General features: G+C 47.0%; 23 protein-coding genes and 1 tRNA gene. 9 read left to right on the forward strand and 15 right to left on the reverse strand.

All coding sequences use genetic code 11. From position 1 onward, the window contains the following. Positions 1-715 precede the first annotated feature (715 nt). Complete coding sequence (locus LN893_RS14705; RefSeq protein ID WP_229971346.1) at positions 716-1342, forward strand: DNA-3-methyladenine glycosylase family protein; 627 nt, start codon at positions 716-718, stop codon at positions 1340-1342. Between the two features lie 57 nt (positions 1343-1399). On the opposite strand, the gene LN893_RS14710 is transcribed toward LN893_RS14705, so the two are convergent. Next, complete coding sequence (locus tag LN893_RS14710) at positions 1400-2503, reverse strand: glycoside hydrolase family 43 protein (RefSeq protein WP_229971348.1); 1104 nt, start codon at positions 2501-2503, stop codon at positions 1400-1402. A gap of 221 nt (positions 2504-2724) precedes the next feature. Between LN893_RS14710 and LN893_RS14715 the strand changes: the two genes are divergently transcribed. Further along, on the forward strand, positions 2725-3009 hold the full coding sequence (locus LN893_RS14715) for a hypothetical protein (protein ID WP_229971350.1): 285 nt from the start codon (positions 2725-2727) through the stop codon (positions 3007-3009). A 77-nt stretch (positions 3010-3086) separates the two neighbouring features. On the opposite strand, the gene LN893_RS14720 is transcribed toward LN893_RS14715, so the two are convergent. Continuing rightward, positions 3087-3998 (reverse strand): DUF58 domain-containing protein, encoded by a 912-nt coding sequence (locus tag LN893_RS14720; RefSeq protein ID WP_229971351.1) that lies wholly within the window; start codon positions 3996-3998, stop codon positions 3087-3089. 16 nt (positions 3999-4014) lie between these two features. Further along, on the reverse strand, positions 4015-4425 hold the full coding sequence (locus tag LN893_RS14725; protein ID WP_229971352.1) for a septal ring lytic transglycosylase RlpA family protein: 411 nt from the start codon (positions 4423-4425) through the stop codon (positions 4015-4017). A 131-nt stretch (positions 4426-4556) separates the two neighbouring features. Here LN893_RS14725 and LN893_RS14730 point away from each other — a divergent pair, with 131 nt between their 5' ends. Beyond that, positions 4557-4907, forward strand: a complete 351-nt coding sequence (locus LN893_RS14730) for a DUF3276 family protein (protein WP_229971353.1) — start codon at positions 4557-4559, stop codon at positions 4905-4907. Positions 4908-5105: 198 nt separating this feature from the next. Beyond that, entirely contained in the window at positions 5106-6203 is a 1098-nt protein-coding gene (gene ychF / locus LN893_RS14735; protein WP_229971354.1) for a redox-regulated ATPase YchF, read from the forward strand. Between the two features lie 411 nt (positions 6204-6614). Here ychF and LN893_RS14740 read toward each other — a convergent pair whose 3' ends face one another. From LN893_RS14740 to LN893_RS14750, 3 genes are all read right to left on the reverse strand, one after another. After that, positions 6615-8033, reverse strand: a complete 1419-nt coding sequence (locus tag LN893_RS14740; RefSeq protein ID WP_229971355.1) for a ferredoxin reductase family protein — start codon at positions 8031-8033, stop codon at positions 6615-6617. Positions 8034-8179: 146 nt separating this feature from the next. Continuing rightward, positions 8180-8692, reverse strand: coding sequence for a cupin domain-containing protein (locus LN893_RS14745; RefSeq protein WP_229971356.1), 513 nt, complete (start codon positions 8690-8692; stop codon positions 8180-8182). Between the two features lie 88 nt (positions 8693-8780). Further along, positions 8781-10046, reverse strand: coding sequence for a type IX secretion system plug protein (locus tag LN893_RS14750; protein ID WP_229971357.1), 1266 nt, complete (start codon positions 10044-10046; stop codon positions 8781-8783). A gap of 210 nt (positions 10047-10256) precedes the next feature. Here LN893_RS14750 and LN893_RS14755 point away from each other — a divergent pair, with 210 nt between their 5' ends. Together LN893_RS14755 and LN893_RS14760 are read left to right on the forward strand one after the other, a co-directional pair. Next, positions 10257-10805: an SDR family oxidoreductase gene (locus LN893_RS14755; RefSeq protein ID WP_229971359.1), complete on the forward strand. Its 549-nt coding sequence runs from the start codon at positions 10257-10259 to the stop codon at positions 10803-10805. Positions 10806-10826: 21 nt separating this feature from the next. Beyond that, entirely contained in the window at positions 10827-11126 is a 300-nt protein-coding gene (locus LN893_RS14760) for a hypothetical protein (protein ID WP_229971361.1), read from the forward strand. Between the two features lie 50 nt (positions 11127-11176). Here LN893_RS14760 and LN893_RS14765 read toward each other — a convergent pair whose 3' ends face one another. From LN893_RS14765 to LN893_RS14780, 4 genes are all read right to left on the reverse strand, one after another. After that, a complete protein-coding gene (locus tag LN893_RS14765) occupies positions 11177-11788 on the reverse strand; it encodes a TlpA family protein disulfide reductase (RefSeq protein ID WP_229971363.1) in 612 nt (203 codons plus the stop codon). 4 nt (positions 11789-11792) lie between these two features. Then, positions 11793-12185 (reverse strand): hypothetical protein, encoded by a 393-nt coding sequence (locus LN893_RS14770; protein ID WP_229971365.1) that lies wholly within the window; start codon positions 12183-12185, stop codon positions 11793-11795. A 548-nt stretch (positions 12186-12733) separates the two neighbouring features. Further along, a complete protein-coding gene (locus tag LN893_RS14775) occupies positions 12734-13174 on the reverse strand; it encodes an OsmC family protein (protein ID WP_229971367.1) in 441 nt (146 codons plus the stop codon). A gap of 70 nt (positions 13175-13244) precedes the next feature. After that, positions 13245-14330, reverse strand: a complete 1086-nt coding sequence (locus LN893_RS14780) for a sensor histidine kinase (protein ID WP_229971369.1) — start codon at positions 14328-14330, stop codon at positions 13245-13247. 146 nt (positions 14331-14476) lie between these two features. Here LN893_RS14780 and LN893_RS14785 point away from each other — a divergent pair, with 146 nt between their 5' ends. After that, positions 14477-15265 (forward strand): IS5 family transposase, encoded by a 789-nt coding sequence (locus LN893_RS14785; RefSeq protein WP_229971370.1) that lies wholly within the window; start codon positions 14477-14479, stop codon positions 15263-15265. Positions 15266-15453: 188 nt separating this feature from the next. After that, a tRNA-Glu gene (locus LN893_RS14790) sits at positions 15454-15528 on the forward strand. On the opposite strand, the gene LN893_RS20780 is transcribed toward LN893_RS14790, so the two are convergent. The 5 genes from LN893_RS20780 to LN893_RS14815 all read right to left on the reverse strand — a co-directional run bounded on the left by LN893_RS20780 (position 15488) and on the right by LN893_RS14815 (position 21414). Then, positions 15488-17173: a recombinase family protein gene (locus LN893_RS20780; RefSeq protein ID WP_369427685.1), complete on the reverse strand. Its 1686-nt coding sequence runs from the start codon at positions 17171-17173 to the stop codon at positions 15488-15490. The two genes, LN893_RS14790 and LN893_RS20780, sit on opposite strands and share 41 nt — an antisense overlap. Next, positions 17157-17531 (reverse strand): hypothetical protein, encoded by a 375-nt coding sequence (locus LN893_RS14800; protein WP_229971374.1) that lies wholly within the window; start codon positions 17529-17531, stop codon positions 17157-17159. The genes LN893_RS20780 and LN893_RS14800 overlap by 17 nt, the downstream gene beginning before the upstream one ends. Positions 17532-17865: 334 nt before the next feature. Continuing rightward, positions 17866-18828: a hypothetical protein gene (locus LN893_RS14805; protein ID WP_229971376.1), complete on the reverse strand. Its 963-nt coding sequence runs from the start codon at positions 18826-18828 to the stop codon at positions 17866-17868. 73 nt (positions 18829-18901) lie between these two features. After that, positions 18902-19156: a hypothetical protein gene (locus tag LN893_RS14810; protein WP_229971378.1), complete on the reverse strand. Its 255-nt coding sequence runs from the start codon at positions 19154-19156 to the stop codon at positions 18902-18904. Between the two features lie 29 nt (positions 19157-19185). Beyond that, positions 19186-21414, reverse strand: coding sequence for a VapE domain-containing protein (locus LN893_RS14815; RefSeq protein WP_229971380.1), 2229 nt, complete (start codon positions 21412-21414; stop codon positions 19186-19188). Here LN893_RS14815 and LN893_RS20575 point away from each other — a divergent pair. After that, positions 21413-21538 carry a hypothetical protein gene (locus LN893_RS20575; protein WP_255710073.1) on the forward strand — a complete coding sequence of 42 codons (126 nt, stop codon included), beginning with the start codon at positions 21413-21415 and terminating at the stop codon, positions 21536-21538. The genes LN893_RS14815 and LN893_RS20575 overlap by 2 nt on opposite strands. Positions 21539-21712: the final 174 nt, after the last annotated feature.

The raw sequence follows: 21712 nt of genomic DNA on the forward strand, positions 1-21712 counted from the left end.
AATACTCCTAATCCTTTGACACAGTTTGTTTTACAGCCTCGAAATATGCGCTTCTTTTATCTCCACACATGGTGCCACAGAATAGTTTCATGAAGTTTTTGCCCACACTTATGCAACTCCAGATGCTCTTCTTATATTCTGTGCATTAAGCAAGAGTCATTTGTTTAATCAAGAGACTCTTGTTTAACACATATCCCATATGTTTAACACACATCCCATACCCCCTATAAATTTAGGCTAATCCTATAAAAAAGTTAAATATTTAACACCACCCCTATTGTTTTATAACCCTATTAACTATATTTGTACACACACAAGCCCCCCCTTTACGAACAGGTTTAACATCAAAATAAACAAAGCTATATTAATCTAACTTTTCTAAACTTATTACCGCCTAGCCAAACTAATCTAATCTTTACCTAAACTCCTTTGAGCAGAGACGAGCAACGATTTATTCCGAACTTGTTTCTGCTCATTTTGTTAAGAGGCTTGTTGTTTCTAACGTTTAGCTCAAGTGTACCAATATTGCCTTACCTAAAGCTTAACATTAGGAAAAATGTAACTTGGTATGCCAGTGAGTGTTTGTCGTTCGCTCATAGAAACGCTGATCAATCTACCTTAGCTTTAATTAAAGTTCAAATTTGCAGTTACAGCTTATTACGCAGTTCGTACGTAGTTTTAGTTTTCTATATATTTACTTCGCAAACTATAATCTATGTCAGAATCAGCTATGCTTACTCCTGAGGCCAAAGCGATTCTAGTACAAGACCCCGTACTAGCAGAAATTATCAGAAACACTCCTCCCCTACAATCCCGAAAGTCAACAGATTTATACTTCAGGCTGTTGAGCGCTATTGTGTCGCAGCAGCTTTCTACCAAGGTTGCCGCCACTATTTTCAGAAGGTTCACAGAATTATTTCCAGAAAATTACCCGCACCCCGACCAGGTGCTGGCATTAAGCGACGAGACTTTGCGCGGTGCAGGCTTGTCTTTCCAGAAGCTAGGGTATATCAGAAATGTAGCTCAGTTTGCAGCAGCAGGCAATCTAACACACGACACCATCGATGCCATGCCTGATGAAGACTTGATCAAGCACCTTACCCAGATAAAGGGCGTTGGTAGGTGGACTGTGGAGATGCTGTTGATGTTTGCGTTGGAGCGGCCAGATGTGCTGCCGCTAGATGACCTTGGTATACAAAATGCTATAAAACGACACTATAATCTGGAAGAAACAGGAAAAGCCTTGAAGGCAAGAATGGTGGAAATTGCAGAAAATTGGCGGCCCTTCAGAACAATCGCCTGCAAGTACCTGTGGCAGTCGCTTGACAACATGCCCAAATAAAAAATCCCAGTTCATGCCTAGATGACATGAACTGGGATTCAACAAAAGAGAAAACAACTACTGCTCTCTGTAAGCTGTTATTGTCTGGATAGTGCCATCAGGGTTATGCTTAAGCTCCGTCACCTTGATGTTTCTTAAGTGCGTTTTGCCTGACATCTGTATATCGTGATAGAAAATGTACCACTTGCCGTTATGCTCTACTATAGAGTGGTGGTTTGTCCAGCCCTTCACAGGCTCTAATACCACTCCTTTATAAGTGAAAGGACCCATTGGGCTGTCACCTACGGCGTAGGCAATGTTATGCGTGTCGCCTGTAGAGTAAGAGAAGTAATATTTGCCATTGTACTTGTGCAACCAGGCAGCTTCAAAAAAGCGTCTGTCGTTATCTCCTGCCAAAAGCGGCTGTCCATTCTCATCTAAGAGTTTAACATCTTGCACGTCGCCTTCAAAGCTTTTCATATCAGCGCTCAAGCGAGCCACTTTAGGACTTAAAGCTGGTTGGTCATCTGCAGGATATTCATCGTTCGGGTTATACTGGCCAGTGCTCCAACGCTGTAACTGTCCTCCCCAAATACCACCGAAGTACATATAAGAATTGCCGTCTGTATCTGTAAATACAGCAGGATCTATACTGTAGCTCTTAGCTATAGGTGCAGATTCTGGCTTGAACGGTCCAGTTGGAGACGAACTAGTAGCAACACCAATTCTAAAGACATCTTCTTTGTCTTTAACTGGGAAATATAAATAGTAGGTACCGTTTTTGAAGGCTGCATCAGGAGCCCACATTTGCCTGCCAGCCCAAGGAACATCTTTTATATCGAGTGCTACGCCATGGTCTGTAACCTCTCCTCCAACACTATCCATCGAAAAAACATGGTAGTCTCTCATGTCATACTGGTCGCCAGAGTCATCCTCTTTTATGCCTGCATCAATATCGTGCGATGGGTAAATGTATATTTTACCATTGAAAACATGTGCTGAAGGGTCAGCTGTGTAAATATCCTTTACAAGCGGCTCTGACAAATACTGCTCGTTTGATGCAGTTTCTTGTTCTTCAGAAGCCTCCTGATTTTCAGTAGTCGTTGACTGGCAAGAGCTTACCATTACGGAGCCTAGCAACAGAGCAAACAAAGTTTTTCTAAAATGTGAGCGTCTATCCATTTTTATTTATAGTGTTTATAACAATTTAGCTATGTAAGAAAGTAAATCTTACCAATATATCCAATGCAGAACTAAACAACAGGATTGATTTGCCTGTAAGAGTTAAAAATATCCTTTATTAAAAACTATGCTCTCATACCTCAGTACAAACAGGATATAAATTTTACAAGCAGATAATTCTCTATTTAAATCAATACAAAAATAACTGAAATATACTAGCAATGAATTTTGTCACTTTTGAAGAAAGCTTACAAAAAGAAACTCCTCCCATTGATGCCTCCGTTTACCTGTGGGCATTATGGTTTGATGCCAAAGGAAACTGGAACAGCGCCCACGAACTGATCCAGGACTTACCCGATCAAGATGCCTCCTGGATACACGCCTACTTACATCGCAAAGAAGGTGACACTTGGAATGCAGATTACTGGTACCGTAAAGCAGGAAAAAAAAGTCCATCCGTTTCTTTGGACGAAGAATGGGAAGAACTAGTAAAGCATTTCTTATAGCTTACTGCCATGTAGAATAGTTAAAAAGTTTACTAACTTTTTAACTCTCTAATGCCTAAACCCCAAACCCTCCAACTCTACTTCACTTTCCCTCGCTTCACCAGGTAAGCATAAAGCACCTTGTCAAAAGGTTCGCTTATATCTACGGGTACAAAATCTATTTTGTACTGCCCGCACTTCAGGGCCAGTTCCTTTTTGTAGCTTTCTACAGCCGTTCGATAGTGTTCCTTCACCTGCGACGGCTGCAACTTTAGCTCCTGCCCTGTCTCCACGTCCACAAAAATGTAGGGACGCTCTGAAAAATCGAACTCCTCTTCCGTTTTTCGGTCCATCACATGGAAAATTAACACTTCGTGGTTTTGGTGCTTTAAGTGCTGGAGTGCGGCAAAAACAGCTTTCATATCGTCGTGGCGACTGAGCATATCACTGAAGATAACCACTAGCGACCGCTTCGGGATTTGCTGCGCTATTTGGTGCACCACCTGGGCTACATTCGTTTCGCGAGGCACTGGTTTTTCATCCAGTTGCTTTTGTAAAAGCAGCAAAAGGGTGTGCAGATGCGAGGCCGTGGAGCGTACAGGAGTTTGCTGTTCTATGGTATCGGCAAAAGTCACCAGTCCCACCGCGTCGCGCTGCTTGCGCAATAGGGTAGCTAAAGCAGCGGCACACAAGGCAGAAAATGTAACCTTACCGTAATTCTCGAGTGGGTAATACATAGAAGGAGACACATCGAGTAGCATGTGGCACCGCAGGTTTGTTTCTTCTTCGTAGCGCTTTACAAAAAGCTTATCGGTGCGGGCAAAGACTTTCCAGTCGATGTGGCGCGTGCTTTCGCCGTTGTTGTAGAGGCGATGCTCCGAAAACTCCACCGAAAAACCGTGGTAAGGCGACTGGTGCAGCCCTGTTATAAAACCCTCCACCAACTGTTTTGCCAGAAACTCCATATTCTGAAACTTCTGTACATCGGCTAAGGTCAAGGGCTTCTTCATGGGCAGCAGTAGGGGGTTACCTCTTTTGTTCTGGTTCTGAAACGGCTAAAGGGGCTTCTTGTTGCTTGGCTCCATTGTTTTTAACTTCTGCCAGACGTACAGTGCCATATCCCGCAAGTATAATATCAAGCTCTTTGGCAGCAGCTTTAGATACATCAATAATCCGATGCCTATTGTGCGCCATGCGGTCGTTTATCCTGACGATGACTGACTTACCGTTTTTTTTGTTCGTTACCTGCACCTTTGTATCGAAAGGAAGTGTGGCATGAGCGGCAGTAAACTCCTCTTTATTATAGGGTTCGCCGCTGGCGGTGACCTGCCCTTGCATACGGTCTGAATAGAAGGAGGCTCTACCTTCGGCAGTATAGGCAGCGTTGCTGGAAAAGACTGAAAGCCATAGTATTAGTATAATTGAACTTAGATTCATGCTATACTATTTTGGTTCAGCCACAAATATATACAAAATAAATTATCAAAATTTAAATTCAAAAATTTTTATATATCAGATCAATATGTTACTTTTAGATTCACAAAGTTGAATTTAACGTCTATTAAACGGTGGAAGAGAACAACGAAAAAGCAGAAATTTATTCCCAAAGAGTAAGAGCAGGGAAGAGAACGTATTTCTTTGATGTGAAGTCAACTCGCTCAAATGACTTTTACGTAACCATTACGGAAAGCAAGAGAAAGTTTAAAGAGGAAAGCTTCTCTTATGAAAAACACAAGATCTTTTTGTATAAAGAAGACTTTGTTAAGTTTATGGAGGCACTGCAGGGCACGATAGAGCACGTTAAATCTGAGCTATTGACAGAAGAAGCACTTGCCGCACTAGAAGCTCCTGCAGAGACAGAGGCTACCATAGAGCCAGTAACAGCAGTTGCTTTTGATGAAGAGTTGAAGTGGGAATAATATTTCCTTCTTTTGTATAACCCTTCAGAGCTTATGGATTTACCTTTCCATAAGCTTTTTTTATTTTTGCCTGATGCTGCCGTACCTCTCCTGTATAGGTTGCATGCTATAGCTTTGCCCTCGAAAATCTAAAGTGCTTGCCCACAACTCTCTATTTTGTTGTATATTTGCGCCTGATTTTAACACAACAAGAAATTAATGGGACTAAGATGCGGAATTGTAGGACTGCCAAATGTTGGTAAGTCTACTTTGTTCAACGCCATTTCTAATGCCAAGGCAGAATCTGCCAACTATCCTTTTTGTACCATAGAGCCAAACGTGGGTGTAATTACTGTACCCGACGAGCGTCTGCAGATACTGGAAGAGCTGGTACACCCCGAGCGCGTGCTGCCAACTGTTATCGAGTTTGTAGATATTGCGGGCCTGGTAAAAGGTGCTAGCAAAGGCGAAGGCTTGGGCAATAAGTTTCTGGCAAACATACGCGAGGTAGACGCCATTATACACGTGGTGCGCTGCTTCGAAGATCCGAATATCGTTCACGTAGCTGGCAAAGTAGATCCTATTTCTGATAAAGAGATAATTGATACAGAGCTACAACTGAAAGACCTGGATTCGGTTGAGAAGAAGCTACTAAAGGTGCAGCGTTCGGCCAAGGCAGGAGATGCTAAAGCCAAAAAAGAATTTGCTAGCCTGGAGAAGTATAAAGCACACTTGGAAGCGGGCTTAAATGTGCGTAGCCTGGATGCAACCGAGGATGACAAAGAAGCTGTAGAAGATCTTAACCTACTTACGGAGAAGCCTGTTATTTATGCCGCAAACGTAGACGAGGATTCTATGAATTCAGGCAACGAATTCTCTAAGGCTTTAGAAGAGCACGTGAAGAATGAGAATGCACAAGTAGTTTTGATCTCCGCCTCCATTGAAGCACAGATTGCAGAACTTACCGACCTAGAGGAAAAAGAAATGTTCCTGTCTGAGTATGGCTTAACAGAGTCGGGTTTGAACAAACTGATAAGAGCATCATACCAGTTACTGAACCTAATCACCTATTTTACGGCAGGTCCGAAAGAGGTACGCGCCTGGACGATAGAAAGAGGATGGAAAGCTCCTCAGGCAGCTGGAGTAATACATACAGACTTTGAGAAAGGCTTTATCCGTGCAGAAGTTATTAAACTGGAAGATTACCAGAAATTTGGCACCGAAGCTAAGATAAAAGAAGCTGGTAAAATGTCTGTTGAGGGCAAAGATTACGTGGTACAGGATGGTGATATCATGCACTTCCGTTTCAACGTATAAATTACTGTAGATTCTATAGAACAGGAAAGGCGGGTGATGAACCCGCCTTTCCTGTTCTATAGAAATATTTTTTTTCTGCATTCGCCCATTCGCTAAGGCTGACTTTGCAATACTTTGCTTACACCTACAGACTAGGCTAAACAACGAGCAAAGCCTTCAGCCGTAGCATGGCATTTAGGTTTTGTTGTAGGGCATTTTATATTTTACTAAAAGCGCCATATGATAGGCCTAAAGTCTTTTCACCAAAGTCCCCTGGAAGCTGTTATTAAAGTTACCAAAAATAAAAGTACCCCAACTACATCTGCAGTGCGAGAGGCTATTTTATAAAATAGTTTAGTTTGCTTTGACATAATGCTCTTTTTTATTCTTTAAGCCTATACCAGGTTCTTTTTATCATCTAGAAAACATTGCTTACACAATCTTGAACCTTTCAGAGTAAATTCGCCTCCAATCCACCCCCAGTTGGTGCAGGGCTACCTCTGTAACATCCATCAACCCACTAGGGCCACAGATGAAAAACATAAACTGATCATGGTTTTCGGGTAGGTACTTCGCTAGCATCTCCTGATCAATTCGACCTTCTTCTGTTTCAATCCCTTCGGTGGGGTTTTTAGGCGGCTCCTCCAGAATATGAATTACTCTAAGGTTCAGCTGTTGGCTTATTTCTACTAGTTCTTCTTTAAACGTGACATCGTCCCAGTCACTGCTGGCGTAAAGGAGAATAGCTTGGCGGGGATCTTTATCATCGCGCATCGTGCGCAGAATACTCATGGCTGGAGTTACCCCAATACCGCCCACCACCATAAATACATGGCTGTCTGGCTCTGGAGTAAACGACCCAAACGGCCCTTCCAGGAATACCTTGCGGCCAGGCTTCAGGTCTTTCCAGGTGGCGGTAAAATCACCAGAGACTTTTGCGGTAAAAGAAATTGTGTCGGCCTGGGCACTGGAAGAAAAAGAGAATGGATGCTGTTGCAGGCTCAAAGGCGTGTCACAAATGGTAATCCAGGCAAACTGCCCAGGTATAAACTTCATTTTAGGACCTTTTACAGGAGCAATTGTGAGGCTGTAACAATCATCATGTTCTTCTTTAAGTTCTACTACCCTGTAGGGGTGCTTGCGATTTAGCCAAGGCCTTACCAAGCGGGTATGGAGTACCTGATACATACAGGCGCCCATGGTTGCTCCTAATAAAATTTTCTTCCACAACGGATCTAAATAATGGGCTACCTGCACCGAATGCACCACCCCTATAAAGACAATGGAAAGTGCCAGAAACCCATGTAGAAGCCGCCACTTCTCATAACTCAACCCAAATTTTATCCGCCAAAGGCTGGTGGCTACAATACCTAGTATGGCAAAATTGACAAATACTAGGGCAATGGCACGCATTAAATTAACGCCCGGGTCGAAGTAAGAAATGAAAGCAGGATTATGCAGTAACAGAGTAACGGGGTGGACCAGCAGAAAAAGAAAGGCTATAATACCAATTTCGCGATGGAAATGAACAATGTTGTCCATGCCGAAGCTAGGAGCTACCCAGGCTAGCCGACCCGAAAAAATAAATTGGGCAGCAAATAAACCTAAGGCAACAAAACCAGCGGTAACACCAAACTCCATCCAGAAATTGCGGTAATCTGGCGTAGGGCTTACTAACCCTATACCAAGCGGAACAAGCGAGAGCAGCAGGAAGAACAATATCCATACACCTCCGCGCCTAAAAGAGTAACGGCTTCGCTCGGGAGCATCCGCTAAAACTTTATCCTTTTTGAACTGAGTATTGTTAGGATTCTCATGGTGTTTGTGATGGGCTGAGTTCTGATCTTTCATAGGCACATGCAGTAAATTTAGTGTCTTCCTTCCCCCCTCATCCACTAAGCTTTACCAGTACCGCCCAAAAAAGTTATTATTATAGTTTTAAATATAGCTAATACTCGTATTGGCTACATGCTGTATTGGCAGATGTGTATTTTGTTTTATTTGAAATTTATTCCAATCAACTTTCCATAACATCCCATCAATTTCATAACAAATAAAGGAGGTTTTACAGAAACTATTTCTTTTGGATAATTTGTCCAAAGAGTTGATATTCCAACAATTGATTTGAAATTCATTTTTCCATCTTTGATAAGTCCGCTCTTAGCAAATTTATGAAGGCCTTTAAAGAAATTCTCGAACTCCATTGCTGGTTGGTGGGTATTATAAACCCGGACAATTTCATCAGTAGTATTTTTAAAGGTATGAGGCTCCCCCTTTTCAATTATTATTTTTTCACCAGCTTTGGCCGTAATCCATTTATCTTTTTTAAATACTTCTAATTCACCACTTAGTATTTCATATGTTTCTATTGCGGTGGGATGAATATGAATTGGAGTTCCTCCTGAATTTGGAGAAAGTGTCCATTCCATTTCTAAAGATTTACCATTAGTATCCTTTGAAGATTTTACGATGGTCATAACCATTCCAAGTTCTTTACAATCTAACTGCATACTGTTTGATTAATTTTTTACATAGCTGCCAAATACAGGAAAAGCATGAATGAACGTTTGTCTGCACTATAGCTGTAGCGTATAACAGTTAAAACCTGTTATACAAAATCTCGGTGTACCCGATAAGCAAATCAGCTCTGGTGCCTGGTGGGCGGTAGTATATGAGAATGTCATAGACGTTGTTTGTGCTAAAGTGGCTGCCTTCAAAATAGGCTGCATCCGCTTCAGGATTACTGCTTGGTTGAAGGCCATAGTAGTAGTTATAATATCCCTGCTTTAAGAGCAGCTTGCCAGTATAAATTCCTCTCGCTTCATCGTACTGCAACCTCGATTCATTGCTTAAGCGCCAGTTGGTTAGTTCTCCTAGCACATACACAGCCCCACTGCCTACCTGTGGTGTCTCCAACTCAAAATCCACCCACGTATAGTCTGCACTTACATCGCCCTGTGTATACTCTCGGATATTAAACAAGCGCTTGCCGTTTATGTCAGGGTCCTGGCTATAGGCCTGGCCTTGCCTACTAATATCTGTTTGCAGGTCAACTGCTATTGGGTTCTCATTTAAGTTTACACCTGCCACTCCAATCCCATTATAGCGTACGCTTCGGGTATCAAAAGCGCGGAACTCACTTAAACCCATAAAATGATCTTTGGGCTCAAAAAACACATACTCCAGGCGCTTCACGTCTTCTCGCACAAAAGCTGGGCGGGCATAACGCTTGGCGTTGTCCCAGCGGTGATTCTGGCGCATAATCGCTTTTACCTCCTGCACAGGATTTACCAGTTCGTAATTGTTATAGAATACATTAAACTCTACAGGCTGCCGCTCCTGTTGCCCAGGTGAGCCTGTAGGGGCACCAAGCTTTGTAGTTACAGATACTAACTCCTGATACACCAGCAATCTACGCGTTATCAGCAGGCTGCCTCCCTCCTCCTGCACCACCAGCACATAATTACCACTCAGTTTTACACGTGGCACGCGAAACTGGTAATGCACGTACGGAACACGCGTATTGATGGAGGTTTGCACATCTGTCAGAAAGAACTCGTTAAAGTCGTTCAGGTATTGAGATTCTGCCAACCCAGAAGGAGTCCAGTCGGCGTTGCAGTGCACCAGCTTTGCCAATAGGCGCTGTGGTCCTGCATCCAAACGGTCGAACTCCAACATCATAGAGCCTTCGTTTAGCTTTACGACTGCAGGCTCTAGCACTTCCTCCTCTCCCCCTGTTGCACGGTAACACTGCACAGATTTTATACTGGCATCGTAGATAAAGTCTTCGTAGCGGATGGAAGTTTGAGCAGCATTGCCTGTAGAACTCTGCCCCTGCTGCTCTATGGGAACACAGGCTACCATATTTATAGCTAAGAATAGAGACGCTAGGTATTTTAAGCTTTTCGTTGTAAACATTTGTATGGCTGAATCAGCGTAAATTTTATATGCAGTTATACTTACTAATATACCTTAAAGGATAAAAACCACAAGAAAAACAGAAGCACATATCCATAAAATACTGGTAATAAGAGCTTATATCCCTATATTTAAGTATGCATCCCAAACAGAACTATGAGAAAAGTGTTATTAGCTGGTGCCACAGGTAACCTGGGCAAATATTTACTGCAAGAGCTTAAACAGCAAGGTTATTATGTCCGTGTGTTGGTAAGATCAGCAGAAAAAGCAAAGTTACTATCGCCAGTGCCAGATGAGGTTTTTATAGGCGATGCTACCGACTCTGAGCTTCTGAAAAAGATATGCGAAAACATGGATGTGGTTATTTCAGCTTTGGGCAAAAGCATCAGCCTATCAGACAAAAGCAAAGCAACTTTCCGCGACATCGACTTTAGAGCTAACCTGAATATACTGCATGAAACGCTGGTTTCTGGGGTAAAACAGTTTATTTATACGTCAGCTTATACAGCAGAAATGTACCCAAAATTGGCGTACTTCAGAGCACACGCCAATGTCACGGAAGCCTTATTCGACTCCAGGCTTACCTATACCATTTTGCAGCCCACTGCCCTGTTCTCTGCCTTTGATGAAGTGTTGAAAATGGCTAAAAATGGAAAAATTGCTTCTATGGGAAAAGGCGACAAACGCACTAATCCTGTTTTTTAGGGCGATGTAGCCAAAGTAGCGGTGGAAGCCATTGGCAAGGAGTCGCAGATTATACCCATTGGCGGCAAGAAAGTATACACACGGCTGCAGCTTATGCAGCTAGTCGCCAAGGCTGCTGGTTTCAAGAAAAGAATTCCCGTAGTGCCGTTCGGACTAGTAGAAGCAATCTTGCCTATTGTGAAACTCTTTAGCCCTAACACCTATGACAAAGCTGCGTTTATGGTTGCTGTCTCGAAAGATGATTGTATAGCGCCAAAGCTAGGCGCACTTACTTTGGAGGAGCACTTTCAGCTTAGCTTTGAAGCGACTGCTGTTGCATAAAAAGGTAATCTATATTCACTACTACCAATCTGCTCTTAGCTAAATCATTTTTATTTAGCGAGATAGGTGTCTATCAATTCTTTGACTTCCTCCTCTCCAGGCCTCGGAGCATCGGTTTCAACGACAGTACCTGCTTTATCGATAAGCAGATAACGGGGAATGGTTTTAACATCATACTTTGTAGCAAAATCACTGTGGAAGTTGTCCAGCAACAGATAACTATTATCATTCGACAGCACATCTTTTTGGCGTACCAAAGCTTTAGACCAACTCTCTTTATGCTCATCAAGCGATAGGTATAAGAAGAGTACATCCCTGCCTTTATATCGCTGCTGCAACTGCTGGGAGGCAGGCATTTCAGCCAGGCAAGGCCGACACCAACTCGCCCATAAATCAACGTAAATTACCTTGCCCCTGTGCAACTGTAAGAACGAATTTAAGTCTGTTACCACCTCCTTGTTATCTATGATGGCAACCCCATCTCCTATATTTTTTCGTGCTTCCTGCAGCCGCTGCGCTTCCTGCAGAAAAGCTACCATGCTTTTATCCTGCGTACGAGCTATGAACTCAGCCATTAGTTCAGCATGGGTGCTTTGCTTTTGAGACACCTTGTTTGCCAGAAGCGAAAACTGCATCAACTCAGCTAACGCAGGCTTAAGCATTTCATCATACTTCCTGTATCGCAGCTTTAGATCTTCGCCTTTGTCTTGTGATCTTTATGCCAATTCGCGCTACGGCTAAACTACAGGCATTCCTAAAATCGGGATAGTTGTAATCAGTTAGATCAGCATTATTAACATAAGCTTCTAAACCAGGCTGTACAGCAGGGACAGAAAATGCAAGTAAAGCTTTATCGAAGTAGTAGTTATGTTTGATGACTTTCTCGGCTATATAAAGTAGCTCTGGTCTAATATTATAATCAGCCGCATAAGTCGCTAAAAAACGTTTCCGTTTGTTATACGTGACATCAACAAGTGAATCTAGTTTGCTCGAGTTGATAGCAAAGTTTGATATGTTATCTATGACTACACTTTGCGAAGAACCAAGCTCTCTATACATACTCGGGAATAGATTTAGCTCAGCATTTCTAACACTATCACGACTTATAAACCTGCCTGGCGCTTGCTGGCTTTCCTTTACAAACTCAAGCGTATCACCAGGTAGCAGAATATAGGGCGTCTGATGTCGATCATTTTCTCGAATAAATAAAAACTCTTCAGCTTCAAACTCTACTTCCCTGTCCGATCCTTCTAAAACAATATTATGGTGATCTGTTAGTCGCTCATTATAACTGAGTGTGGTGTGTCCATTATTTTCGCTAGTATAGGTAATAAGTATCTTTTAAGGTGCGGGTACCTTTACAGCTACTGGAGCAAAAGAGAAAGCAGCTAATAAAGTTGAAGAAGTGCAGGCAAACAGAATGTAAAGTAGCGGGAACAGTTTATAGATTTTCATGGCTTGGTGTTTAGGTTTAGACTGTATACGGGGGTAAAACCTTACCTTTCTCCTCTTCGCTAACTGTGTTAAGGCCTATGATAAATATACTTAATTTATATAAATAAAACCATATTATTTACTCCTAAACCACATATTTTATTTAAAAACAGCTAAACTTCAAGAATAGTCTCCACCATCACTCCCGCCTCTAAGGTTTTCTGCACGGGGCATTTTGAGGAAATGTTTAAGAGCCGCTTGATTTGCTCAGGCGTAAGGTCGCCAAGCAAGCGCAGGTGCTTATAGATGAGCATTTTCTTAATCTTACCTGCTGCCAAACCAGGCGCATTATCCACTACCACAAATTCATGCCGCAATAGCACCTCTGCCCGCTCCAGAGGCCACTGCTTGCGGCTGGCGTACATGTGCAAGGTAATAACGGTGCAGGCTCCGAGTGCACTTAGAATGTAATCGTTTGGGTCTGGCCCATTTTTCACTCCCTCCGCTGCACCAGACTCATCTATTTTAAACGGCTGCCCTTCCATCACTATCTGAGCCATCATGCCCGAACCTTTATCTGCGCTCACTGTCACGCCTCGCGATATCTCACTCATCTTATAGTTCTTTACAGTTGGTATATCGTTTTGCACTTTATACTAACGAAAAGAACCAGAAAGGGTGCAGCTAAAAACGAAGTATAAACCGTGTGCCCTTCTCCAGTTCCGACTGCACCGAGATACTGCCCTTGTGCAAACGCATGATCTGCCGCGATAAACTGAGGCCTATACCTGAGCCTGCTTTTTTGGTGCTGAAGAAAGGTATAAAAATCTTTGTCATCGCCTCAGTCGTCATGCCGTGGCCGTTATCCCTCACTTCAATCGAAATGCGGCTGCGCTCGTCGTGGTAGGCCAGTAGTGTGATCAGCATTTCATGCTTCTGCTCCTGCACCGCCTCCAAGGCGTTCTTCACCAGGTTAATCAGCACCTGCTCTATCATCGTTCTGTCAGCGGAGAGCAGCAATGGCTGTGCTGGAGCATCAACGTGCAAGTCAATCTCATTTTTTGCCAGCTGATCTCGCAGCAGCATCTTAATTTCTTTTAGCAGCTCCGTCACATTAAACATACTATATACTGGAGAAGATATAGCCGTCAGGTTTCGGAAATCGCTTACAAAACGGATTAGGCCATCGGAGCGGCGGTTGATGGTTTGCAGGCATTGTCCAATATCAATCAACTCACCTTTGAGCAAGGTTATTTCCTCTGCCTCGGTATCGGTGTAAGTATACACGTCTTCGTAGGCGCTGGCCGATAGCGAGGCGATGGGCGTAACAGAATTCATAATCTCATGTGTCAGCACCTTGATCAGGTTGTGCCATGCCTCCATCTCCTTGTCCTCCAGTTCGCGCTGTATGTTCTGCACCGAAGCCAGCCTTATCTTATCACCCAGTAATGAAAGCTCCATCACATGCACTGAAAGGTTCAGCAATTCCCCACCCTGCCGTACCTGCACCAGCGCCTTTTCGCCGCTCTCCAACGCCAGCAGGCTCTGCGCCAGTTTCGGGTTAATCAGGCTCTGCTCCTCCACGTTTGTTGCCTTTTTAACCTGCAGCAGCTTTTTGGCTGCGTTGTTCAGCATCAGTATAGTTCCATTAGTTTTATAGGTTATGATGCCGATGTGCTGCACAATTACCTCGAAGTAATGCAAATGTGCCTCTTTTTCGGCACGCACCTCACGGAATTTCTCCATCACCTCGTTCATGCGCAACGCCATCTCCCGCTGTACTTTCCCTTCGCCTTCTACTCGAAAAGCCGACGAGTATAGTATTCTATCTATAAAGTTTGACTTAGAGGCTGTTTTGATTTGAATGGATAAAAAAGCAGGTGTCGGTTGTTAGGGTAAGAAAAGTTTGCAGACTTATGGCTTATCCCAGCAGTTTAACCGACACCCAGTGGCAATTTATTGAAAAGATATTAGAGGCTGAAACGCTACAGCGTAAGCGCGTATGGCCTCTTCGCAGCATTCTTGACGCCATCTTCTATGTCATCAAGGGCGGGGTGCAGTGGCGCATGCTGCCCTCGTACCTTCCTCCCTGGCAGACAGTCTACTACTATTACCGTAAATGGCGGCTGAATGGTTGCTGGGAGATGCTCCACGACTGTCTCTCCAAGAAGGTCAGGGGCAAACACGGCAAAGAAGATTCTCCGAGTGTAGGCATCATAGACTCGCAGAGCGTGAAGACGGTGCAGCAGGGCGGGCAGAGAGGCTATGACACGGCCAAGCATGTGAAGGGACGTAAAAGGCACCTGATGGTCGACACGCTGGGTTTGCTTATCGTGCTCATTGTCCACCGGGCAGATGTTGCTGAACGGCAGGGGGCCAGGTGGCTGTTGGCAAGGGCTGCCTCCAGAATAGCCGATTTCAGCCGCCTGAGGCTCTTCTTTGCAGACCAGGGCTACAGCGGGCTGGTCATGTGGGAGTGGGTCAAAAACACCTTCCGCCACCTGAATTGGGAACTGAGGATCGTAAACAAGATATATAAGAAGGTCTTTCAGGCTTTGCCCAAGCGGTGGATTGTGGAGCGGACTTTCGGCTGGCTTAATCTCTACCGTAGGCTCTCCAAGGACTATGAGTACCTGACTAAGTCATCTGAGACAATGATACAAATAACAATGATTCACATCATGCTTAAAAAACTTGATAAATGAATTCAAAACAGCCTCTTAGATTGACGTGACTTTAGCTGATTTTTCAAAAGGTAAAGGCCACTGTGCATAGGGTGGCTATTTTTTTACTTTGAGAAACAATGACTTACAGATTTTAAAGAAAAAATCCACAGCAAGGGGCTTGCAAATAAAAAAACACCCGCTATATTTGCATCGCATTACAGCAAAACGGTCCGTTCGTCTAGGGGTTAGGACTTCAGATTTTCATTCTGGCAACAGGGGTTCGATTCCCCTACGGACTACCAAGAGGGAAAAGTGATTTTCAGGATCGCTTTTCCCTCTTTCTTTTTGCCCCATTTTCTGCGATATTTCTGCGGCAAGGCCGAAAAAGGAATTTACGCGGGTGGTTCGATAAGCCTGTTTTTCACGGTCATACTGCACCCCTTGCGGGAACACCAGTGCCTGCAGCCTCTTTCGCTGCGACACGTCCGCCTTACTCCATGTGGATGAGAGACTTAGCATCATTTTCAAGCCGTTTTCCAACAGCGTTCTGTGGTTCGATAAAGGGCCAGAGAGTTTCTCCAGGTTCACCTCTATTTCCCGCACCTCCACCTTCACCTCACCGCTGAACTTAGTATAAATTTCCCGCTCAATATCTCCATAAGCATAGCGCCGCTCAAGCATCTCCAGCTTCTTTTTCACCTCCGTCAGCTGCAGCTTCAGGCGTCTCTCCTCCTGCTCGTGGTCCTGGCTCAACTTTTTAAACACCTGTGACATCATCTCCTGCACCTGCGGCAGAAGTACTGGGTCTATCTGGTACTCTTTTAGCAATCCCAGGTAGAGCTCGTGCATTTTCCCTGCGTTTCGGTTCAGGCAGCAACCCTTGGTGTTGCACTTGTAGTAGTGGATGCCCTTCTTCTTCATCTCGTAGCCCGTGAGCGGCTTTAAGCAGCTTCCGCACTTGATGTGGTGGCGCAAAGGCAGATGCTCGTCCTCCTTCACCTGGGTGTAGCCGTGTGCGTTCTGCGCCTGCAGCCCGTTCACCCGAAGGAAGGTCTCCCTGGAGATCAACGGCTCGTGCCTTCCCTGAACAACTTCATCTGGCCCCAATAGCCCGTGTGTGATCAGGCCACAGTAGAAGGGGTTGCGGAAGATCTTGGTGAGTGTCTGGTCGTAGAGCGTAAGCCCCTGCGCCTTCAGTCGCTGGATAATGTCGGTATTGCTCAGGCCCTGCTCTGCCTTCAGCTGAAAGGCCAGGCGGATGAGCTTGCCCTGTTTATTGGGCTTTATCACCTGCTCCCCGTTCACCTTATACTGGTCATATCCCATGGGTGCCTTTCCTGGCCAGTAGCCTTTCCTGGCCATGGCCAGCATGCCCGCCGTGCAGCGCTCCCTGCGCTGGTGGTTGTCCATGTGCCCCATCGAGAAGTAGATGCTCTGCATGAGCACGCCCATGGGCGTGGTGGCGTCCACTGGCTGGGTGACGGCCAGCAGCGAGATGCCCAGCTGACGCAGCCCGTCGGCGATGAAGGCGGCGCTGGGGCCCGAGCGGGAGAAGCGGTCGTGGCTGTAGACGATGATGTGGCCGATATTGTGGCGGCTCTTCTTCACGAAGTCGAGCATCCGCTTGAACTCCTTCCGCTCGTCGGACTTGGCGCTCTCGTAGGTGCCGCCGAATTCACCCACCACCTCATAGCCGTTGCGCTGGGCGTAGGCGCGGCAACTGTCGAGCTGTGTCTCCAGGCTCTGGTTCGTCTCGGCCTGCTCTTTTGTTGATACGCGAGTGTATATAACGGCCGCCTTGCCTCTGGAAACTGCCTTGCCTTTCTTCTTGCCGATCTGCTGCGGACGGGCGAAGATGCTCAGGTCGGAGTTGCCTTCTGTTGCTTCTGGGTAGTTGCCGTTTGTTACTTTCGGTTGCTTTCTCATCGTCTTAGTCGTTGCTGCCATAATTGCTTTCGGATACCGCTGATTTCTCAGGTAAATAGTGATCTTTCAATGGTGTTTCTCCCGTATCCAGGAGCATCTCGTACATCAGGGTGGAGAGCCGAAGCATCTGCTCCACCATCTCGCCTGCCTCCTCCACACTCAGGTGGCTGTAGCCTGGCGTGTCCAGTAGCCTTGCCGTGTGGTAGACTTGAAGCGCATCGTCCTCCTTTACCAGCTGGTAGAGGCCTTCTTCCTGCTGCGATGGCTGTTCCTGGCTTTCCCCTGGATTGGAAGCATTTACTAATGTTTGCTGTGCCTTTTGTCTTTTCCGGCCTTGCTGTCTTGTTAACTGTTGTTTTTGGTTGGTTAAGGTTTGCACGGAGTGGTCCGTTTGCGCCTCCGTCCAGTGTTTCCGGTACGGTGGCCCTTCCTTTTTTCGGTCTGAGGTCTTCAGTACCGTTAATGTGACTTACCTGCTGCTTTTACAGGTTTGCCGCTCTTGAATTACTGTTTGCCTCTGTTGCTAAAGGCATTTTTGCCGTTGCCGCGCCTGTAAGGCGTTGCTGATTCTGTTGCCTAGCCTGTTGCTAAGGCAGTTTCCATTTGTTGCTATTCCCTGTTGCCTTATGTTGACGGGCATTGCTGCCAACAGACTTGGATCAATGCACTGCTCCATTACTGAATCAGAATCTACAATGTTGGAAGTACTGCTTTTACACGCGCCTGCGCTTCTTTCGCTCTATATAGATCGTCTTGCCGTCCTGCCCCTTCATCCTAACGTCGGTGAACTTGCCCTGGATGATCCTCTGGATGGCCTCCTCGTTCAGGCTCGCCAGGTCCAGCACCTCGCCCGTGGTGGTGGTGATGTCCAGCCGCCGCCGCTCCCCCTTCTCCACGAAGTTCACCGTCACCTCCTTGGCCCTGCGGTCGCGGATAGCCCACACCACCTGCCACTCCTCGGCCGTCAGCTCGTCTAGCTTCTCCGCTTTCTCCTTCCATATCCCGCTGGTGCGGAAAATATCCACCTGCTCGGTGATGGAGAGGTAGACGTGGGTGGTCTTCAGGCGCGGCTCGCCCGACGACTCCATCCACAGCACGGGATAGCCCTCGGGCAGCAGCTGCACCCCCGCCTCGTCACGGCTGGCCAGCAGGTGGAACAATACCGAGTCCAGCACGGTGTACTTCATCTTGCCCTGCACGGAGGCGAAGGGCGCGTCTGAGGCCATCTCATCCTGTATTGCCTGCCGTTGCTCCTCGCTCATACCCGAGCGGTCGAGCATCTTTCCTACCCAAGCCTGATTCTCGGCCGACTGCATCGCCTCCGCCGCCAGCGCCTGCACGTCTACTTCAGCGAAGAGGTACTCCTTCAGCGCCTGGATGTGCTCCAGGGGCGTGCCCACCTGGCGTAGCCTGCTGATAAGCTTTACCCAAATGAACTCGGGCAAATTCATCAGGTTCTTTTTCCCCTCGGGAATATCCAGGGGCAGCAGCCCTGAGCGTAGCCAGTCGTGGAAGCGCTTAGCCGTGATGAAGGCGTCCTTCACCGAAAAGACTCGGCTGTAGTAGCGCTCGTAGGAGGCCTGCTGCTCCTCAGAGGTAGACATCCTAAAGGGCCAGGTGGAGAAGCTATCCACCTGTATGTCCACTATTGGTAGCTCCTTATCTGCTGGCTTCATATTCTCTTATCGTTATATCTAAATATTTTGTTACACAAATGTAATAAAGTTTTCCGTATACCCTCAGGCATCTTCAAGTTTTTTTGGTGCTTTCAATTTCCCGCTGCTGTGTCGGTAGCTTATCAGGTCTCCCCACATGTCGGGTAAGATGGGTAAGCAAAGTCGGCAACAAAAGCTTACCCGCTCTTCTCATGGTGATTTGCAAGGAACCGCCTGTGGCGAAAAAGGCCTTTAGGAGGCGCTGCGGCGGTTCTGGTATCCCCTTGCCCCCGCTGCTTTCTCTTCGGGTAAGATAAATTCCATTTTTACCCGAAAAGCGCTTACCCATCTTACCCGCTTTCTGTGGAGGCTACTGTATTAGAACGGCGGAACCGTCTCTGGTGCCAAGGCTGGCTGCTGGCTGTTGTTGCCATCCACCTCCTCCCACGTCAGCTCGCGCACCAAGTAGCCGTAGCTGCTGCCCCGCTTTTTCCGCTCGAATCCATGCTTCCTGAGGGCCTTTCCCAGCTTGTTTGCGCTGGCGTCAGTGACGCTGATCTTTGCCTTCTCGGCAAGCTTCGCCGCGATCTGCGAGGTGGTCAGGAAAAGGCAGGATTCGTCTTCGCTGGCTTTCTCAAACCAGGTAAGCAGCAGCTCCTCCTCCACGCTTCGCACCTGGAAGCGCTCGTTGCTGGAGGTGATAAGCTTTATCTCCTCTTTGTCAAACCAGAAGCGGAAGCCCTCTCTGTAGAGGTGCAGTGCCTGCGCGTAGGCCATCTCCAGATCCACCTCGTGCCGATAGTCGATATCGGTGACCTCAAAGCAGAGGAAGCGCCTGCTACCCGTGGTGTCGTTGAGGAACTGGGCCGTGTTCACCGAGCCCGCGAAGCTGGCCCTCCTGGGCATCTTCTCGTGGTGGTGGCCGTAGGCCCTGCGTACCTTGATCTCGCTCTTAGTCACCATCTCCTTTAGCGCGCCTATTTCACTGCGGTTAAGGTTCTCCAGCTCGTCGAGGTTGATGAGCATGTTCTCCGACAGCTGCTGCAGCGTGTCCTTGTTGCTGGGGTTGATCTCGCCCGAGTACAGGTACTCCTTGAGTTGATCGGGAATCAAGTTCAGCACCCAGGTGGTCTTACCCAGACCCTGCCCGCCGCTGAGCACGATGAGCGCGTGGTTCACCACACTCTCATCCAGCACACCCGCCACCATGGCCACAAACCATTTCCTGAAACACATTTGCCACTGCTCCTGGTCGGTGGTGGTAACTGTTACGGCCAGCTCGCCAATGTGGTCCGTCTCGCCGTCCCAGGCGGGCAGGCTCTTGAAATAGGCCCTGAAGGGATCGTAGAGCGGGCAGAAGTCTGAGGAGAGCAGTACCCGCAGCTCCGCCTGGCTTACGCGCACCTGCGCCTTCTTCAGCTCCCGTAGCATGGTGCTCTCGGCGCGGTCGCTCAGCAGCCTCCACTTTCCCCTTTCGCTGGTTCTGTACTCTGCCCTGCTGGTGACGCTGTTATAGCGGAATTCGTACCGCGCCAGGAGGAATTCCTCAATCCTGTCGATGTGGGTGTCACCTGACGTCTCCCCTTTGGGGGCATGCTGCTCTGAATCATCAAGGTCATTGGCTGGCCATGTTGCCGATGCTGTTGCCATTTGTTGCCGAGGCTGTGTTGCCGCCTGTAGCGGACGCGTGGCCGCTGCGGCATTGGGCTGTTGCCCTGCGCTCCTATCGGCGCGGAGTGTAAAGGTGCCGTGTTCCTGCACATGGGCATAGGCGCTCTTCACCGATGCCGTCACCTCCTGCTCGCTGAAATTGTAGTCGGAGAGCAGGAAACCAAGAGCCTCCGCTTGCTGCACGCCGTAGCGGTTCATGTTGCAGGCCAGCTGGTGCACGAAGCTGTTGCGGCTCCCCTCCGCGTAGCTGTACCTTCGCTCCGTAAGGGCAATACAGTGCCTGTATACCGCTTCCGCGTCATCTAGGTGTGTGTTGCCTGGCTGTTGCCCGCTGTTGCCTGCCTGCCGTTGCCTTTTGTTGCTAACCACGGCAACGGGCGCAGCAACAGTATTCACCTGGAAAATGGAGGCAGACTCGTTCAGGTAAAGGTCGCTGTCGAAGGAGACAAAGCACAGGCGTGTTACGTCGCTGCCCGACTCGTCCACCTTCAGCCCCAGCAAACATACATAGTGTTCCTTCACCTGTTTATATGCTTGCTTGTGCGCTTCAGCCAGACTTGTCACCCGCACCAGCACCTTCAGCCCGTTTCCCGAGGGGCTGGTGAAGGCGGCGTAGGTATAAGGCGATTCGCAGCTTGCTTGCTTTGCCCTAGCCAGCTCCTCATCTGTTAGCTTGTCAAAGTCAAGCACTACTGTTCCGGAATAGGATTGCAGGTGCTCCATTCTGCGGCCTCCTTCAAAGATGCCTGAGGGGGTGAAGCCTGGCAGGCTTTTCTTTGCCTGCTCGTATGCCTCGGTTTGCCCATTTTGCCTAAAGGAGCGTACCTGATCCACCTCTTTGCGGTAGTCGCCACGCTGAATGCTGTGGAGAACAGCCGCTAGGGGCTTGTTCTCCGTAGTTTCGTTGAAATTCTGAAATATACTTACAGGAATCATGACGCGTCACACTCTGGGGAGGGTGCTACGTGGGGTTGGCTTGCAGGGCATTGAAGTGACTTGTCTGCCTCTTTTGCGCTACTGGTGGGTTGTTTTTGCCGTGCTGCGAAACACAGCTCAGTGATGCCCTGGATGATTACTGGAATCACCAACAGTGCCAGGAATAGGTAAATGGAATCCATTGTTTTTAGGATTATGGTTGAACAATGGATCAAAGCAAACTAAAAAAACGCTGCTCATTTTTTTACCATATGAATCCGCTCATCTACCATATACTTTTTATTGTTCTACCATACGT

The organism is Pontibacter harenae (assembly GCF_020907245.1).
Lineage (GTDB): Bacteria > Bacteroidota > Bacteroidia > Cytophagales > Hymenobacteraceae > Pontibacter > Pontibacter harenae.

Coding starts and splice junctions, on each gene's coding strand:
- LN893_RS14705 (WP_229971346.1), top strand. CDS start 716: ATGTCAGAATCAGCTATGCTTACTCCTGAGGCCAAAGCGATTCTAGTA.
- LN893_RS14780 (WP_229971369.1), bottom strand. CDS start 14,330: ATGGCGTTGCGCATGAACGAGGTGATGGAGAAATTCCGTGAGGTGCGT.
- LN893_RS14750 (WP_229971357.1), bottom strand. CDS start 10,046: ATGGTAGCCTGTGTTCCCATAGAGCAGCAGGGGCAGAGTTCTACAGGC.
- LN893_RS14775 (WP_229971367.1), bottom strand. CDS start 13,174: ATGAGTGAGATATCGCGAGGCGTGACAGTGAGCGCAGATAAAGGTTCG.
- ychF (WP_229971354.1), top strand. CDS start 5,106: ATGGGACTAAGATGCGGAATTGTAGGACTGCCAAATGTTGGTAAGTCT.
- LN893_RS20575 (WP_255710073.1), top strand. CDS start 21,413: ATGACGCGTCACACTCTGGGGAGGGTGCTACGTGGGGTTGGCTTGCAG.
- LN893_RS14785 (WP_229971370.1), top strand. CDS start 14,477: ATGGCTTATCCCAGCAGTTTAACCGACACCCAGTGGCAATTTATTGAA.
- LN893_RS14765 (WP_229971363.1), bottom strand. CDS start 11,788: ATGCTTAAGCCTGCGTTAGCTGAGTTGATGCAGTTTTCGCTTCTGGCA.
- LN893_RS14805 (WP_229971376.1), bottom strand. CDS start 18,828: ATGAAGCCAGCAGATAAGGAGCTACCAATAGTGGACATACAGGTGGAT.
- LN893_RS14755 (WP_229971359.1), top strand. CDS start 10,257: ATGAGAAAAGTGTTATTAGCTGGTGCCACAGGTAACCTGGGCAAATAT.
- LN893_RS14770 (WP_229971365.1), bottom strand. CDS start 12,185: ATGTATAGAGAGCTTGGTTCTTCGCAAAGTGTAGTCATAGATAACATA.
- LN893_RS14715 (WP_229971350.1), top strand. CDS start 2,725: ATGAATTTTGTCACTTTTGAAGAAAGCTTACAAAAAGAAACTCCTCCC.
- LN893_RS14720 (WP_229971351.1), bottom strand. CDS start 3,998: ATGAAGAAGCCCTTGACCTTAGCCGATGTACAGAAGTTTCAGAATATG.
- LN893_RS14810 (WP_229971378.1), bottom strand. CDS start 19,156: ATGGGTAAGCGCTTTTCGGGTAAAAATGGAATTTATCTTACCCGAAGA.
- LN893_RS14710 (WP_229971348.1), bottom strand. CDS start 2,503: ATGGATAGACGCTCACATTTTAGAAAAACTTTGTTTGCTCTGTTGCTA.
- LN893_RS14745 (WP_229971356.1), bottom strand. CDS start 8,692: ATGCAGTTAGATTGTAAAGAACTTGGAATGGTTATGACCATCGTAAAA.
- LN893_RS14740 (WP_229971355.1), bottom strand. CDS start 8,033: ATGAAAGATCAGAACTCAGCCCATCACAAACACCATGAGAATCCTAAC.
- LN893_RS14815 (WP_229971380.1), bottom strand. CDS start 21,414: ATGATTCCTGTAAGTATATTTCAGAATTTCAACGAAACTACGGAGAAC.
- LN893_RS20780 (WP_369427685.1), bottom strand. CDS start 17,173: ATGGCAGCAACGACTAAGACGATGAGAAAGCAACCGAAAGTAACAAAC.
- LN893_RS14725 (WP_229971352.1), bottom strand. CDS start 4,425: ATGAATCTAAGTTCAATTATACTAATACTATGGCTTTCAGTCTTTTCC.